General features: G+C 72.6%; 12 protein-coding genes. 6 read left to right on the plus strand and 6 right to left on the minus strand.

Translation table 11 applies throughout. The features are described from left to right. Nucleotides 1-34: 34 nt before the first annotated feature. The 6 genes from AOK22_RS20450 to AOK22_RS20475 form a co-directional block, all read right to left on the minus strand. Complete coding sequence (locus AOK22_RS20450; RefSeq protein ID WP_055700141.1) at nt 35-2,356, minus strand: hypothetical protein; 2,322 nt, start codon at nt 2,354-2,356, stop codon at nt 35-37. A gap of 31 nt (nt 2,357-2,387) precedes the next feature. Further along, complete coding sequence (locus AOK22_RS20455) at nt 2,388-3,413, minus strand: Gfo/Idh/MocA family protein (protein WP_341845588.1); 1,026 nt, start codon at nt 3,411-3,413, stop codon at nt 2,388-2,390. A 137-nt stretch (nt 3,414-3,550) separates the two neighbouring features. After that, nucleotides 3,551-4,033 (minus strand): NUDIX domain-containing protein, encoded by a 483-nt coding sequence (locus AOK22_RS20460; protein WP_055700142.1) that lies wholly within the window; start codon nt 4,031-4,033, stop codon nt 3,551-3,553. After that, nucleotides 4,023-5,252 carry a M28 family peptidase gene (locus AOK22_RS20465; RefSeq protein WP_055700143.1) on the minus strand — a complete coding sequence of 410 codons (1,230 nt, stop codon included), beginning with the start codon at nt 5,250-5,252 and terminating at the stop codon, nt 4,023-4,025. The genes AOK22_RS20460 and AOK22_RS20465 overlap by 11 nt, the downstream gene beginning before the upstream one ends. Nucleotides 5,253-5,766: 514 nt before the next feature. Continuing rightward, nucleotides 5,767-6,750, minus strand: coding sequence for a LysR family transcriptional regulator (locus tag AOK22_RS43750; protein ID WP_055700144.1), 984 nt, complete (start codon nt 6,748-6,750; stop codon nt 5,767-5,769). Nucleotides 6,751-6,799: 49 nt separating this feature from the next. Beyond that, the gene (locus AOK22_RS20475; protein WP_055700145.1) at nt 6,800-7,459 is read right to left on the minus strand and encodes a winged helix-turn-helix transcriptional regulator; all 660 of its coding nucleotides are present in this window, start codon (nt 7,457-7,459) and stop codon (nt 6,800-6,802) included. Nucleotides 7,460-7,543: 84 nt separating this feature from the next. On the opposite strand from AOK22_RS20475, the gene AOK22_RS20480 reads away from it, so the two are divergent. From AOK22_RS20480 to AOK22_RS20505, 6 genes are all read left to right on the plus strand, one after another. Continuing rightward, nucleotides 7,544-8,755 (plus strand): pyridoxal phosphate-dependent aminotransferase, encoded by a 1,212-nt coding sequence (locus AOK22_RS20480; protein ID WP_055700146.1) that lies wholly within the window; start codon nt 7,544-7,546, stop codon nt 8,753-8,755. A gap of 32 nt (nt 8,756-8,787) precedes the next feature. Then, complete coding sequence (locus AOK22_RS20485; protein ID WP_055700165.1) at nt 8,788-9,396, plus strand: C39 family peptidase; 609 nt, start codon at nt 8,788-8,790, stop codon at nt 9,394-9,396. Nucleotides 9,397-9,431: 35 nt separating this feature from the next. After that, nucleotides 9,432-10,658, plus strand: a complete 1,227-nt coding sequence (locus tag AOK22_RS20490; RefSeq protein ID WP_055700166.1) for an FAD-dependent monooxygenase — start codon at nt 9,432-9,434, stop codon at nt 10,656-10,658. A 157-nt stretch (nt 10,659-10,815) separates the two neighbouring features. Continuing rightward, nucleotides 10,816-12,111 carry a VWA domain-containing protein gene (locus AOK22_RS20495; RefSeq protein WP_055700147.1) on the plus strand — a complete coding sequence of 432 codons (1,296 nt, stop codon included), beginning with the start codon at nt 10,816-10,818 and terminating at the stop codon, nt 12,109-12,111. After that, nucleotides 12,111-12,896, plus strand: a complete 786-nt coding sequence (locus tag AOK22_RS20500) for a hypothetical protein (RefSeq protein ID WP_055700148.1) — start codon at nt 12,111-12,113, stop codon at nt 12,894-12,896. The genes AOK22_RS20495 and AOK22_RS20500 overlap by 1 nt, the downstream gene beginning before the upstream one ends. Nucleotides 12,897-13,006: 110 nt before the next feature. Then, complete coding sequence (locus AOK22_RS20505) at nt 13,007-13,600, plus strand: histidine phosphatase family protein (protein WP_055700149.1); 594 nt, start codon at nt 13,007-13,009, stop codon at nt 13,598-13,600.

The following is a 13,600-nucleotide window of genomic DNA, read 5'->3' on the forward strand; positions in this document are numbered from 1 at the left end:
GGAGGTCGTGGCGCCGTACGGAAAGGGGTGGCGGTCAGCGGAACCGCAGGTCGCGGCCCGCGAAGTCGATGCGTCCCAGGCCGACGGCGTAGAAGCGGAGCAGCATGGCGTGCAGGGACGCCGGCCGGCCGGTGACGATGGTCAGCCCGGTCGTGGCGGTGGTGCCCGCGGGGACGGTCAGCCGGTCGGGGCTCAGGGAGAACCGGAAGCCGTGCGGTTTGCCGCGCGTGATCCGGGCCCCGAGGAGCAGGTCGAGGTCCTGGGCGCCGTCGTTGGTGATCCGGACCCGCAGCGCGGTCGTGCTGTCGGGCGCGAGGACGGCGTCCCCCTCGATGGCCAGGCTCACCGTGGCGTCCTCGGTGTCCTGGGTGGCGCCGCAGACGGGGCAGCTGATGAGGTGGCGGCGCAGCCAGGGGCGCAGCACGTGGGCGCTGGTGTACCGGTGGGTGGCCTCGCCGCAGTAGAGGCACGCGCCGTAGGGGCTGCGGACCTCCTCGACGGCGTACGTGGGCCGGTACGCCTCCACGAAGTGGTACTCGCGGGTCTCGGTGAGGCGCAGCAGGGTGTCCAGCAGGTGGCGGTCGAGGCGGGCGCAGTTGGCGAGGATGCGCTCGGTGGCCCGGTGCAGCGGGTCGGACTGGGTGAGGTCGCCGATGTGCTCCTTGGTCCTGCGGGCCACGGCGGGCAGGCTGTTGGCCGTGTCGGTGAGCACCGAGCGGGTCTTGTCGAGCTTGATGTCGAGCGCGGCGAGGTTCTCGTAGCGCTCGACGGCGCGCACGATGCGGTCGGCCGCCGAGGGCCTGCGCGGGGCGACGGTGAGGGTGCGTGAGGTCTCCGTGCCGGTGAGCGTGCGCTCCTGGAATCCGAAGACCAGCGCGGACAGTTCGCCGTCGGCGCTCTCGCCGAAGGTGCCGTAGAGGGGCAGCTTGCCGCCGAACGGCTCGGCGGGGACGAGGCGGAGCTGTCCGCCGCGGTGGGCCTCGCGCAGCTCGGGGTCCTTGAGGGGGACGCGGGTGAAGGCGGGCAGCCGTCCCTCGAAGGTGATCTCGGCGCGGCCCGGCTCCTCCTGGCAGGTCACCGCGTCCGGCACGGGCGCCTCGGCGGCGGGGGCGTAGCGGGCCTCCGGGTCGCCGACGACGAGGACCTCGGGGGCGTCGATGCCCCAGCGCCGCAGGCTGTCGTTGACCTGGCGGACCGCGCCGCCGACGCTGCCGCCCTCGTCGAGCAGGTAGTGGAAGAGCAGGTTCTCGCCGGGGGTGCCGTCCTTGAGCAGGGGGCTGGCGATGTAGGTGCCGGCCCAGGAGTCGAGGAAGCGCTGGGCGACGGTGAAGCTGTTGTGGCGGCCGAAGAGCTGGCTGCCGAGCTTGAGGGTGAGGCAGGCGTTGGCGAACACGATCTGGGCGGCGACGGCGGCCGGGTCCCAGCGCCGCGCGTCGGGGTAGACGCAGTCGCCGCCGTGCATGCAGGCGGGCAGGGTGCGGGACTCCCGCCGTGCCGCCTCCTGTTCGGCGGGGTCGGGGGTGAGGCCGCAGAGGATGTCCCGCGAGGTGAGGCGCAGGTAGTCCTCGCTGCCGTGGGTGATGACGCTGAACAGGCGGTGCATCGGGCCGGGTTCGCCGGGCGGCGCCGGCTCGGTGGCGGCGCCCGGCGCGGGGACGGGCCGTGCGAAGGCGGCGGCGTCGACGGCGTCCTGGGGGTAGATGGTCAGCGGTCCGTTGTGGAGGGGTTCGTTGCCCTTGAGGAGCGGGGCGACGAGCACGTCCGCGGCGGCGGGGGCCGCCGGGTAGGCGAGTGTCTTGAGGACGAGCTCGCTGAGTTTGGCGGGGCTGTGCGCGTAGAGGACGCCCAGGTCGAGTGTGGGGAAGCGGGCGCGGATCCGCGTGGTGAGGCCGAAGTCGAGGAGCGCGGCGGGGCCGACGAGGGTCAGGAAGCGGGGTGTCGCCGACCGTACGGTCCGGTGGATGTCGTCCTCGTTGGCGGCCAGCAGGAGCCGGGCGCGTTTGGCGAGGGCGTAGACGGCCGCCGGGTGGGCGTAGGCGTGGTCGTCGCCGTGGGCGACGGCGACGACGAGGTGGTCCTCCCGGCCGGCGCGCAGTTCGGTGAGGGCGGCGCCCAGGAGGACGTCGTCGTCGCGGGTGCCGTCGTCGGGCGCGGGTCCCGCGGTCCGGTCCGGGCCGGCGGCGTGGTCGGGGGCGGTGATCAGCGGCAGGCCGAGGCGCGCGGCGATCCGGCGGGGCCACACGTGGCGGGCCGTCGGGTCGAGCACGGGGACGGCCGGTGGTGCGGTGGCGGGCCGGTCGAGGGCGGCGGCGAGATACTCCCCCGGCGTGCGCGTCAGGATGATGCTCAACGTCACGTTTCTCTCCAGGTGCCTCGGGACGGTGGGGTCAGGTGGTCCGGTCGGCGAGTGCGTTGCGCTCCCGGGACCGCTCGCGGTAGATCCCGTCGATCACGCGCACGGTGGTGAGTTGCCGGCGGACGTGCTCGTCGCGGACGTCACGATCGTCGAGGTGTCCGAGGTAGTGGGCGATCATGGCGCGTACGGCGTCGGTCTTGGGCCCCGGCAGGGTGAAGCGTTCGAGGAGCCGGCCGCCGGTGGAGTGCACGGTGGCGGCGTGGGGTTCCACGTTCAGCGCGCCGCCGGTGCCGAGGACGCAGAGGCGTTCGGACTTCTCGTGGTTGTGCCGGGAGATGCGCAGCGAGCCGGACAGGGTCGGCGACGGGTAGCTGCACATGAGGCTGACCAGGTCCTCCAGGTGCCGGTCGCGCATCTCCTGGTAGTGGTGGACGAAGGCGGCGTTCACGCGGGTCGGCTCGGGGAACATCCCGCTGAGCACGTCGATGAGGTGGTAGCCCATGTCGAGCAGCACCCCGCCGAGCGCCTGCTCGCGGGAGGCGCGCCAACCGCTCGTCGGCTGGGCGAGGTTGAAGTGGTAGTCGTACGAGAACCAGTAGGGCTCGCCGATCCGGGCCAGGTTCCTGCGCGCGAACCGGAACACCGGGTTGAAATTGCGTTGGAGGAGCGTATAGACGCTGCGGTCCGCCGCCTCGGCGAGTTCGACGAGCTGACGGGCCTCTTCCTCGGTGACGGCGAACGGCTTCTCCTTGACTATGTGTTTACCATGGAGCAGCAGTTCTCTGCACACCGGAAAATGCTCGCTGTGCGGCACGGTGACCATCGCGACGTCGAAGTCGACCCGCTTCAACGCCTCCCCGATTCCGGTGAATCGGGGAAATCCCCAGTGGTCGGCGAGCGCCCCTCCTTCGGGGGCGACATCTATTCCTCCGACGATATCGGCGTACTCCCGTACGACCGGTAAGTACTCCTTCCCCTGGTGGCCCGCGAATCCGACCATCAGGGCCCGCGGCCTCGGTTGCGCACGCTTCGGTGAAACAGTGGACATGCGGAACATCCCCCTCGCGTAATTGCCTCTGCCGATGACGGGTGACGAAGACGAAAGCGTGGACGAAGACGTAGATGTGGACGTACGTGGTCGAGGACGGAGAAGAATCCAGAACGGAACGGAGAAGAATCGGCGGCGACGGGCCCTCAGCGGCCCGCGGCCCCGGCGAGCCAGACGTGTCCGGCGGTCACCGCGTCCTTGATGAAGGTGCCCGCGCCACGCCGGACGTTCTCGTCGAGCAGGGAGACGTCCTCGGGCGCCACCCACGCGAACTCCGGGTGCTTGTCCCGTTCGAGGCGGGGCGCCGACAGGTCCCCGTCCACGTCGACGACGTAGTCGGACTCCAGGTGCCGTACGCCGTCCGCCGTCCAGCTCTCGTGCACGACGCGGGCCAGCACCTGGCGCAGCCGCCAGCCCGTCTCCTCGAAGATCTCCCTGCGCAGGGCCTCGTGCCGGCTCTCCCCGGCCTCCACGGCGCCGCCCACGACGTCCCAGCAGCCGGGGAACAGACGCCGGTCGGCCGAGCGGCGCTGCACGAAGATCCGGCCGAGCGGATCGCGGATGAGCGCGCCGACCACCTGCCGGTGGGCGGCCTCGTGCCGTCCCTCGGGCGCGGCCTCATCGGTCACCGCCGGCGCTCCCCTCCCCCAGCCGGTGCCGGGCGTAGTGGGTGAGCACGGTCTGGAACGCCTGCCCGTGCAGTGCCGCGCCCTCGCGGCTGTACTGCGCCGTCCTGTCGCACGTCAGGTGGTAGCAGGGGTCGTAGGGCCGGTCCGCGCTGCCGCCCCACAGAGCGGCCTGTTCGGCGGTCTTGGTCTCGAACGAGCCGCCGTAGAGCCCGCCGGCGGGGATGCCCGCGCCGCGGAACGCCACGTAGTCGGAGCGCCCGTCGGCGGAGGCGGGCCGGGATGTGCGGCCCTGGGCGGCGAACGCCTCGGTCAGCCTGCGCTCGATCTCCTGGGAGCCGGGCGCGGGGCGCTGTCCGGTGCCGGGGTCGACGGCGTCGGAATCGAGCGTGAAGAGGCCGTAGTTGGAGCCGCCGATCATCTCCAGGTTGAGGTACAGCGCGGTGCGCCGGCGCTCCTCGGGGGTCAGCGAGTCGACGTAGTGCTGCGAGCCGAGGAGGCCGAACTCCTCGGCGCCCCAGAAGCCGAACACCAGGCGGTTGTCGCCGGGCCCGCCGTGGTCGCCGGCCGCGGCCAGGGCGCTCTCCAGCAGGACGGCGGCGGCGACGCCGTTGTCGTTGATGCCGGGTCCCTCCGGCACGGAGTCGAGGTGGGCGCCGGAGACCACGGTGTGCCCGGGGTCGCCACCGGGGCTCACGGCGATCAGGTTCTCGGTGGTGCGGCGCTCGGTGAGCGAGCGGAGGGTGACCTGGACGGTGTGTCCGGCCCGTGCCTCGTCGGCGAGGCGGCGGCCCGTCTGCCGGGTGACTCCGCCGACGGGTATGCGGGCGGCGGCGGGGTCGGCCAGCCAGGTGTGCAGTTCGCCGGGGCCGGTGTTGGCGACGAGCACGGCGGACGCGCCCGCCTCGGCGGCCACCCGCTGCTTGTCGTCCATGGAGCAGCCACCGGCGTCGACGAGCGCGATCCGCCCGGCGGCCGGCACGCCCGCGTAGGCGGCGGCGCGGCAGCCCTGCCGCCGCTCGGCGTCCCCGTCCAGGGCCACCGGCCGTGCCGTCAGGCCGCCTTGGGGGGTCGACGGCGAGTAGCCGCTGACCACGACGCCCGGTGTGCCGCCGTCCCGCAGCACGAGCTTTTCCTCAAGTGTTCTGGTGTAGAGGAAAGGGAACTCCTGGCGCTGGGTCGTGTACCCCGCCGCCTTGAGCAGCTTCTCGGCGTACGTCACCGATTCCGCGTATCCCTGTGTGCCTGACGCCCGGTCGCCACCGTGCGCGTCCGCTATTCGTTCGAATTCCTTCAGGTGCTTTTCGACCTGATCCTGCGAGAGGGGCGGCGGAGTGACCTCGGTTTCCCCCGCCGCAGCCGATGAGGAACCACTTACGAGCTGCGCGAGAAAGAGAACGCCGACCGCTCCGGCGGCCATCGCGCTCTTTCCCTGGAACCGGTGGAGCACATTTCCTCCATATCCGGAAGCTGTTCTACGAGTTTTACTTTTAACGACCAGCACATTACCTCGGCAATACCTGCGCCCCAAAGGGTCGCAAAGAGCCTCGCCGGAATCCGGACGTCTCGGCGGTGACTTGACACCGCGATCAGGAGATGTTTGGGAACGGCTGTGCGGCACGCGCTCAGGCGGCCACGGCGGGCCGTGGGCGCGCTCGGTTACCCGGAGCGCGCCGTCCACAAACGATCAAGTTCACGCCAGGCGCCGGGCACCGGGCGAAGTGATGATGGCCGGTTCAGCCGGGGAGGACGTCCGCGGCGACGGCCGCACCGCGCAGCAGGGCCCGGTCGGGGACCGGCAGCCAGATCTCCCCGGGCACGTGGGTCAGCCAATCTCCGGCCGACCTCTTGGCGAGGCTCACCAGCCGCTCGACGAGGGGATGGCCCGCCTGTCGGCGCCACACCATCGACCACGGATAGACGGGCGTGGGGTCGACGAGCGGGATGCTCCTGATGTCCGGCGAGTCGCCGTAGGAGACGTCAGCCCCGACCAGGCACGCCATGTCGCCATGGCTCCACAGGCGCTCGACGAAGTGCTCGTCGCTCAGCGCCGCGCCCGACAGCGTGAGGGAGAGGTCGAAGGCGTCCGCGAGGCGGCGCACGTAGTGCTCCCACTCCGACGTCACTCCATAGCGGGCCTGCCAGATGCCGCCGGCGCGCAGGTCCGCGATCCGCAGCTCGTCGCGGTCGGCCAGCGGATGGGTGCCCGGCACCAGCGCCCGCAGCGGCTCCAGACGTACGAGGCGGTGCGCGAACTCCGCCGACCAGCCCTGCACGTCGTGGACCCGGCCGAACGCCGTGTCGATCTCGTCCCGGGCCAGCGCGGGCAGCGCGGCGCCGAGTGACTGCCGCATGCTCATGTTCAGCGGCAGGTCGGGGTCCTCCTCCAGCAGTTTGCGGATCAGCCGGAGGGGCGCGAGCCGCCCGTCGACCACGTCGACCCGCAACGGGCAGCGCTCACGGGGCTGTACGGCCCGGACGGCGGCCTCGGCCGCTTCGAGGACGCGGCGGGCCGGCTCCAGGAAACGCTGCCCCTCGTCGGTCAGCGCGACGCTCCGGTTGCCCCGGACGAAGAGTGAGACACCGAGCAGCAGCTCAAGGCGGCGGATCCGCTGGGACAGCGCCTGCTGCGTGATGCAGAGCCGCTCGGCCGCGCGCCGGAAATGCAGCTCGTCCGCGGTGATCGCGAACGATCGCACGAGCGCCAGGTCCAGATCCACAAACACCAACTGTTGATCAGCAAGCAGCAGTTGTCAACCGGGCCGCGACCTAGCCGGCGAGCAGCACCTTCGCCAGGACGCCCTCGCCCGAGAGCTCGATCCGCCCCTGCCGCACTCCCTCGCCCACCGTCAGCTCGCCCCTGCTCACCGCGACGCAGGTCTCCGCGTCCAGCGCGAGGCACACCTCGGGGGCGTCCGGCGCGGGGCCCTCGCCGTAGGAATCCCCGTCACCGCCGACGCGTACGTGGAACTCCCCTTCGGGCAGCCGGACTTGGACGAGCCCCTCGACACCGGCTCCCGCGAGGGAGCGCAGCAGCGGCAGCGCGAACCAGTGCGCCCGCACGGCGTCCGTGGGCCTGCGCTCGTCCAGGGCGGGCGCGCCCCAGGCGGCGATGGCCTGGAGGACGGGCAGCAGCTCCCGCCCCCTGCCGGTGAGTTCGTAGACGTACGCGGCCGAGGGCGGGGGCAGGCGGCGGCGCGTGGACAGGCCCTGCTGCTCCATGTCCTTCAGGCGCGAGGCGAGGACGTCCGTGCTGACGCCGGGCAGGTCCGCGTGCAGGTCGGTGTAGCGGCGCGGTCCCGCGAGCAGCTCCCGGACGATCAGGAGGGTCCAGCGGTCGCCCACGGCGTCGAGGCCCCGGGCGGCGGCGCAGTACTGGTCGTAGCTTCGGCGGGACCGGGCGTTCGTCCGGGGCTGCTGAGGTGGCATGCGGCATAGTCTATGCAAGTTGTTGGACTTTCCAAGCGGGTACTTGGTAAAACCAAGTCACACACGTCACGGGAGGCGCACCGCATGGAGTTCCGGCAGTCGAGCAAGCTCAGCGAGGTCTGTTACGAGATCCGGGGCCCCGTCATCGAGCACGCCAACGCCCTGGAGGAGGCGGGCCACAGCGTCCTGCGCCTCAACACCGGCAACCCCGCGCTCTTCGGCTTCGAGGCGCCCGAGGAGATCGTCCAGGACATGATCCGGATGCTCCCGAACGCGCACGGGTACACCGACTCGCGCGGCGTCCTCTCCGCCCGGCGCGCCGTCGCCCAGCGCTACCAGGCGCTCGGCCTGGACGACGTCTCCGTGGACGACGTCTTTCTCGGCAACGGCGTCTCCGAGCTGGTCACCATGGCGGTGCAGGCCCTCCTGGAGGACGGCGACGAGGTGCTCGTCCCCGCGCCCGACTTCCCCCTGTGGACCGCCGTGACGACCCTCTCCGGAGGCAAGGCCGTCCACTACGTGTGCGACGAGTCCGCGGACTGGTACCCCGACCTCGACGACATGGCCTCGAAGATCACCGACCGCACCAAGGCCGTCGTGATCATCAACCCCAACAACCCCACGGGCGCGGTCTATCCGAAGGAGATCCTGGAGGGCATCCTCGACCTGGCGCGCCGGCACGGCCTGATGGTCTTCGCCGACGAGATCTACGACCAGATCCTGTACGACGACGCCGTGCACCACAGCGTCGCCGCGCTCGCCCCGGACCTGGTGGTCCTCACCTTCTGCGGCCTGTCCAAGACCTACCGGGTGGCGGGCTTCCGCTCCGGCTGGCTGGTCGTCACCGGACCGCGGCAGCACGCGAAGAGCTATCTGGAGGGGCTGACGATGCTGGCCTCCATGCGGCTGTGCCCCAACGCCCCGGCGCAGTACGCCATCCAGGCCGCGCTCGGCGGCCGCCAGTCCATCCGTGACCTGACGGCGCCCGGCGGCCGGCTGCACGAGCAGCGCGACCGGGCCTGGGAGAAGCTGAACGAGATCCCGGGCGTCTCCTGCGTGAAGCCGAAGGGCGCGCTGTACGCGTTCCCGCGCCTGGACCCGAAGGTCCATCCGATCCACGACGACGAGAAGTTCGTCCTCGACCTGCTGCTCCAGGAGAAGATCCAGGTCGTCCAGGGCACCGGCTTCAACTGGGCCCGCCCCGACCACTTCCGCATCCTCACCCTCCCCCACGCCGACGACCTCGACGCGGCGATCAGCCGGATCGGCCGCTTCCTGAGCGGCTACCGTCAGTGACACCGACCGTCACACCGACCACCGGGAGCACCGTGACACCGTCCTGCGCCACCTGCGGACAGCCGGTCCAGACACAGTTCGCCTCGCCCGAGCTCGTCGCGCCCATCGTGTACGACGGGTTCGACCGCGCCGCCGACCCGGCCTGGCGCACCTCGGGCGCGGCCACCCTCGACGACTACGCCCGCTGGTGCGGCCACCTGTGCGGCCTCACCTGTTTCAGGATGGCGCTCGGCACGGCCGCGCCGTCCCTGTTCGCCCTGCGGGACGGCGCGCTGAAGTACGGCGCGTACACCGAGACGGACGGGGTGATCAAGGGCATGATCTACACCCCGTTCGCGGAGTACGCGCGCGAGGAGCACGGTGTCGACGCGACGGTCCACCGGCACCTCTCCGTCGAGGAGATCACCGCTCTGCTGGACGAGGGGCGCCAGGTCATCGCCTCCGTCCACTACGAGATCCGCCGCCCGCACCGCCCCGCGCCGGGCAGGGGCGGCCATCTGGTCCTGCTCACCGGGCGCACGGCCGACGGACTGCTGCACTTCCACAACCCGTCGGGCATCGACGGACCCACCCGGACCGCGCGGCTGTCCGCCGCCGAGTTCGAGCCATTCTTCGCGGGGCGCGGGGTCTCGCTGCGCTGACAGACGGTCATCCCCGCTGCCAGGATGGCGCCATGATGCGTGGAGGGAAGGTCGCCGTCGTGGGCGGCAGCATCGCCGGGTGCGCCGCGGCGCTGGCCGCGCACCGCGGAGGTGCGGACGAGATCACCGTGTACGAGCGCGCGTCGGGGGACCTGGCGGACCGCGGCGTCGGGCTCGCCGTGCACGACGCCCGGTACGCGGAGCTGGAGTCGGCCGGTTACCTGGACGCGGGCATGCCGTGGGTGCGGATGGCGCGCCGACGCTGGTACGTGCGCGACGACGCGACCGACGCGCCGCTGGGGCGCGAGATCGCCGAGACGCCCTTCCCCTTCCGTACGTACAACTGGGGTCCGCTGTGGCGGGAGTTGAGAAGCCGGGTGCCCAAGACGGCGGACTTCCGCGCGGGTACGCCCGTCGAGGCGCTGCACCCGGGGCCGGACGGCGTGCGGGTCGACACGGCCGACGGCACCGAGGAGTTCGACCTCGTCGTCGGCGCGGACGGCTACCGCTCGGTGGCCAGGACGTCCGCGTTCGGCGACGTGCGTCCCGCGTACGCCGGGTATCTCGCCTGGCGCGGCGCGTTCCCCGAGGCCAGGCTCGCCGATCCGCACCTGTGGGCCGAACACGACTGCGCGTACGTCGTCTTCCCGGGCGGCCACGTCATCCTCTACCGCATCCCCGACGGCGCGGGCGGCCACCGCGTCAACTGGGTCCTGTACACCGCGCCGCCCCCGGACCTCGACCTGGGACTCGGCCTGGACCTGCGGCTCACCGGACCCACGAGCCTGCCGCCGGGCGGCCTCACCCGGGCGCTCGCCGCGCATCTCGCGTACGTCGCCGACGCGCTCGTGCCGCCCTTCTGGGGCGCGTTGTTGCGCGAGACGGCGCCCGACGAGCTCTTCCTGCAGCCCATGTACGACTTCACCGCACCCCGTTGCACCGCGGGCCGTGTGCTGCTGGTGGGCGACGCGGCGGCGGTGGCCCGGCCGCACACCGGCGCGGGCGCGGTCAAGGCGCTCCAGGACGCCACGGTCCTGGAGGCCGCGCTCGCCACGGCGGACACCTGGGCGGAGGCTCTGGACACGTACGACACCGACCGCACCGTCTCCGGCCGCTCGATGGTCGACCTCGGGCGGCGGCTCGGCACGGCGCTCGTCCAGGACACTCCGGACTGGCGGGCCATGGACCGGACCGCGCTGGAGGCGTGGTGGAAGCGGGCGGACGGGAGCGGGGCGTTCGGGGGGCGCGAGCTGAAGCGGTGAGCCGGGGCCGTGAGCTGCGGCGATGAGCTGAGCCGACGCCGATCCGTGTGACGCGGCGCACGCCCCCGGCGCGCGTGACGCGTAGTCAAGCCGTGGCCGTGCGTCGTGGCCTGACGCCGTTTTGGGGATGCGCCGCCGACATCAATAGGATCCGGCGATGATCACAAGACAACGGCCGGCGGCCTGGGTCATCGCCCTGCTCGCCGCCCTGACCGCCGGGCTCGTCACGGCAGGCCCCGCCGCGGCCGCCGAGGACGACGACGAACCGGCACAGCCCTCCCCCAAGGTCGAGCTCGTCCTCGACGTCAGCGGCTCGATGCGGGCCCGCGACATCGACGGGAAGTCCCGGATGGCCGCGGCGAAGCAGGCCTTCAACGAGGTCCTTGACGCCACCCCGGACGAGGTCGCCCTCGGCATACGCACCCTCGGCGCCAACTACCGCGGCGACGACCGCAAGACGGGCTGCAAGGACACCGAGCTGCTCTACCCCGTGGAGCAGCTCGACAAGGCGGGCCGCACCGACGCGAAGACCGCCGTCGCCACGCTCGCGCCGACCGGCTGGACCCCGATCGGCCCGACGCTCCTGAAGGCCGCCGACGACCTGACGGACGACGAGGCCGAGCGCAGCCGCCGCATCGTGCTGATCTCCGACGGCGAGGACACCTGCCAGCCGCTCGACCCGTGCGTGGTCGCCCGCGACATCGCCGCCAAGGGCATCCACCTCACGATCGACACGCTCGGCCTGGTGCCCGACGCCAAGACCCGCGACCAGCTGAGCTGCATCGCGGAGGCGACCGGAGGCACGTACACCTCGATCCGGCACACCGATGAACTCTCGGGCCGCGTCAAGCAGTTGGTGGACCGCGCGGCCGATCCGGTCGTCACGCCGGTCGAGGCGAAGGGCGCGGCGCAGTGCACCGACGCGCCGAAGCTGGAGTCGGGTCTCTACACCGACCGCGAGAAGTTCGGCGAGCACCGCTGGTACCGCGTGGAGGTCCCGGCGGGCAAGGAGCTGCGGGCCTCGGTGAGCGTGGGCGCGGACCGGGCCGTGAACCAGGACTACGGCGTGCTGCTGCGCGCCGAGACGCCGAACGGCCGCGAGCTCGTGCGCGGCCAGGAGTCCGGCGACGGCCGCACCGACGTCATCTCGACGGGTCTGCGCTATCCGACCCCCGAGGCGGACGACGAGGACGACGAGACCGCCTCGGAGACCGTCTGTCTGCGCGTCAGCAACTCCTTCTCCGCGCCCGCGTCGGTGAAGACCGCGCCGGGCCTGCCGGTCGAGCTCGCCGTCGACCTGGTGGACTCCTCCGACGAGGCGTCCGACGTCGCCTTCTTCGGCCTCGGCCACGGCTGGTGGCTGCTGGGTCTGCTCGTCCTCGTCGGCTTCCTCGCCGGTGTGGTGTGGGGCTGGCTCTCGCGCTGGCGCTTCGCGGTCTGGAGGACCAACTGATGCGTACGACACGTGTGTGGGGCCGTATCGCCGCGGTCTCCTGCGCCGCCCTGCTGGCCCTGACCGGGGCGGCGGGCGTCGCGGGCGCCGACGACGACAAGCCCGACGAGGCGACGGAGGCGGGCACGTCCTTCCGCACCGCCACGCCGGTCCGCCCCGACCAGCAGGCCACGGCGGAGGCGTCCACGGGTGACTACCTGTACTGGGCGGTCCCCCTGGACACCGGGCAGCGCGCCACCGTGCACGCCACGGTGAAGCTGCCGGAGGCCGCGGCCCGGCACGCCGCGTCCACCTGGCGGGTCGACGTGTACGACGGGCTGCGGCGCCGCCAGGACTGCCGGCTCGGCACGCCCGCGCGGACGGCCGCGCAGGACGACGCGTCCGTGTCGCTCTCGTGCACGCTGCGCACGGTGCGGGCCTGGTCGGAGCGGTGGGCGAACGACCCGCTGCCGGGGACCTACTACATCCGGCTCACCGTCTCCGACCTCAAGGCGGACGACCTGGGTCTGCCGGTGCGGGCCGAGGCGAAGGTCACCACGACCGACGCGGGCGGCGCGCAGGCGGTGGACGGGTCGCTGGCGGAGCCGCTGGTGCCGGGCGCGGGCTCGGACAAGCAGCGGCCCGCCGCGGCCACGGAGCCGGAGGACGGCTGGTCCTCCGGCTGGTGGTCCTCGCGGTGGCTGTGGACGGCGGCCGGCGGCGTCCTCGCGGCGCTCGCGGGCGTCGGCGGCTACGCCCTGACGCGGGGCTCGGGCCGGCCCGCGCGGGTGCCGCAGGGCATGTAGGCGCCGGGGCCGCCGCGGTCCGCCGCGGACGGCGTGGCAGTCTCGGTGGTGGCGGGGCCGCACGGCCCCGCCACCACCGGGAACAACCGTTGAACAGGAATGGCGCGACCATGGGTGATCTGCTCCTCGTACGGCACGGCGAGACCGAATGGGCGCTCTCCGGGCAGCACACCAGCTGGACGGAGATCCCCCTCACGGACAACGGCCGGGCGCAGGCCCGCTCGCTGGCCCCGCTCATCGGCGGGTTCCGCATCGGGGCGGCGTTCACGAGCCCGCGCGGGCGCGCGCGGGAGACGGCCGAGCTCGCCGGGTTCGGCGACGCGCGGGTCGACCCCGACCTGAGCGAGTGGGAGTACGGCGCGTACGAGGGCGTCACGACCGTCGAGATCCACCGGACGCGCCCGGACTGGTACCTCTTCACGGACGGCGTGGCCCCCGGCCCGCCGTCCCACCCCGGGGAGACCCCTGAGCAGGTCGGCGAGCGGGCCGACCGCATGCTGGCGAAGGTGGACGCGGCCCTCGCGAACAACGAGGGCAGCGTGGTCCTCTTCGCCCACAGCCACTTCCTCCGCGTCCTCGCGGCCCGGCGCCTCGGCCTGCCGCCGTCGGGCGGCTCGATGTTCCTCCTGGCCACGGGCACGGTGAGCCGGCTGAGCACGGAACACGGGCGCCCGGTGGTGGCGAGCTGGAACCTCCGGCCGTAG

The sequence above is a fragment of the Streptomyces silaceus genome (assembly GCF_001419745.1).
Classification (GTDB): Bacteria; Actinomycetota; Actinomycetes; order Streptomycetales; family Streptomycetaceae; genus Streptomyces; species Streptomyces silaceus.

Excerpts from the sequence above, each read along its gene's own strand:
- AOK22_RS20455 (WP_341845588.1), bottom strand. The coding sequence starts at position 3,413 with ATGTTCCGCATGTCCACTGTTTCACCGAAGCGTGCGCAACCGAGGCCG.
- AOK22_RS20475 (WP_055700145.1), bottom strand. The coding sequence starts at position 7,459 with ATGCCACCTCAGCAGCCCCGGACGAACGCCCGGTCCCGCCGAAGCTAC.
- AOK22_RS20480 (WP_055700146.1), top strand. The coding sequence starts at position 7,544 with ATGGAGTTCCGGCAGTCGAGCAAGCTCAGCGAGGTCTGTTACGAGATC.
- AOK22_RS20490 (WP_055700166.1), top strand. The coding sequence starts at position 9,432 with ATGCGTGGAGGGAAGGTCGCCGTCGTGGGCGGCAGCATCGCCGGGTGC.
- AOK22_RS20495 (WP_055700147.1), top strand. The coding sequence starts at position 10,816 with ATGATCACAAGACAACGGCCGGCGGCCTGGGTCATCGCCCTGCTCGCC.
- AOK22_RS20500 (WP_055700148.1), top strand. The coding sequence starts at position 12,111 with ATGCGTACGACACGTGTGTGGGGCCGTATCGCCGCGGTCTCCTGCGCC.
- AOK22_RS20505 (WP_055700149.1), top strand. The coding sequence starts at position 13,007 with ATGGGTGATCTGCTCCTCGTACGGCACGGCGAGACCGAATGGGCGCTC.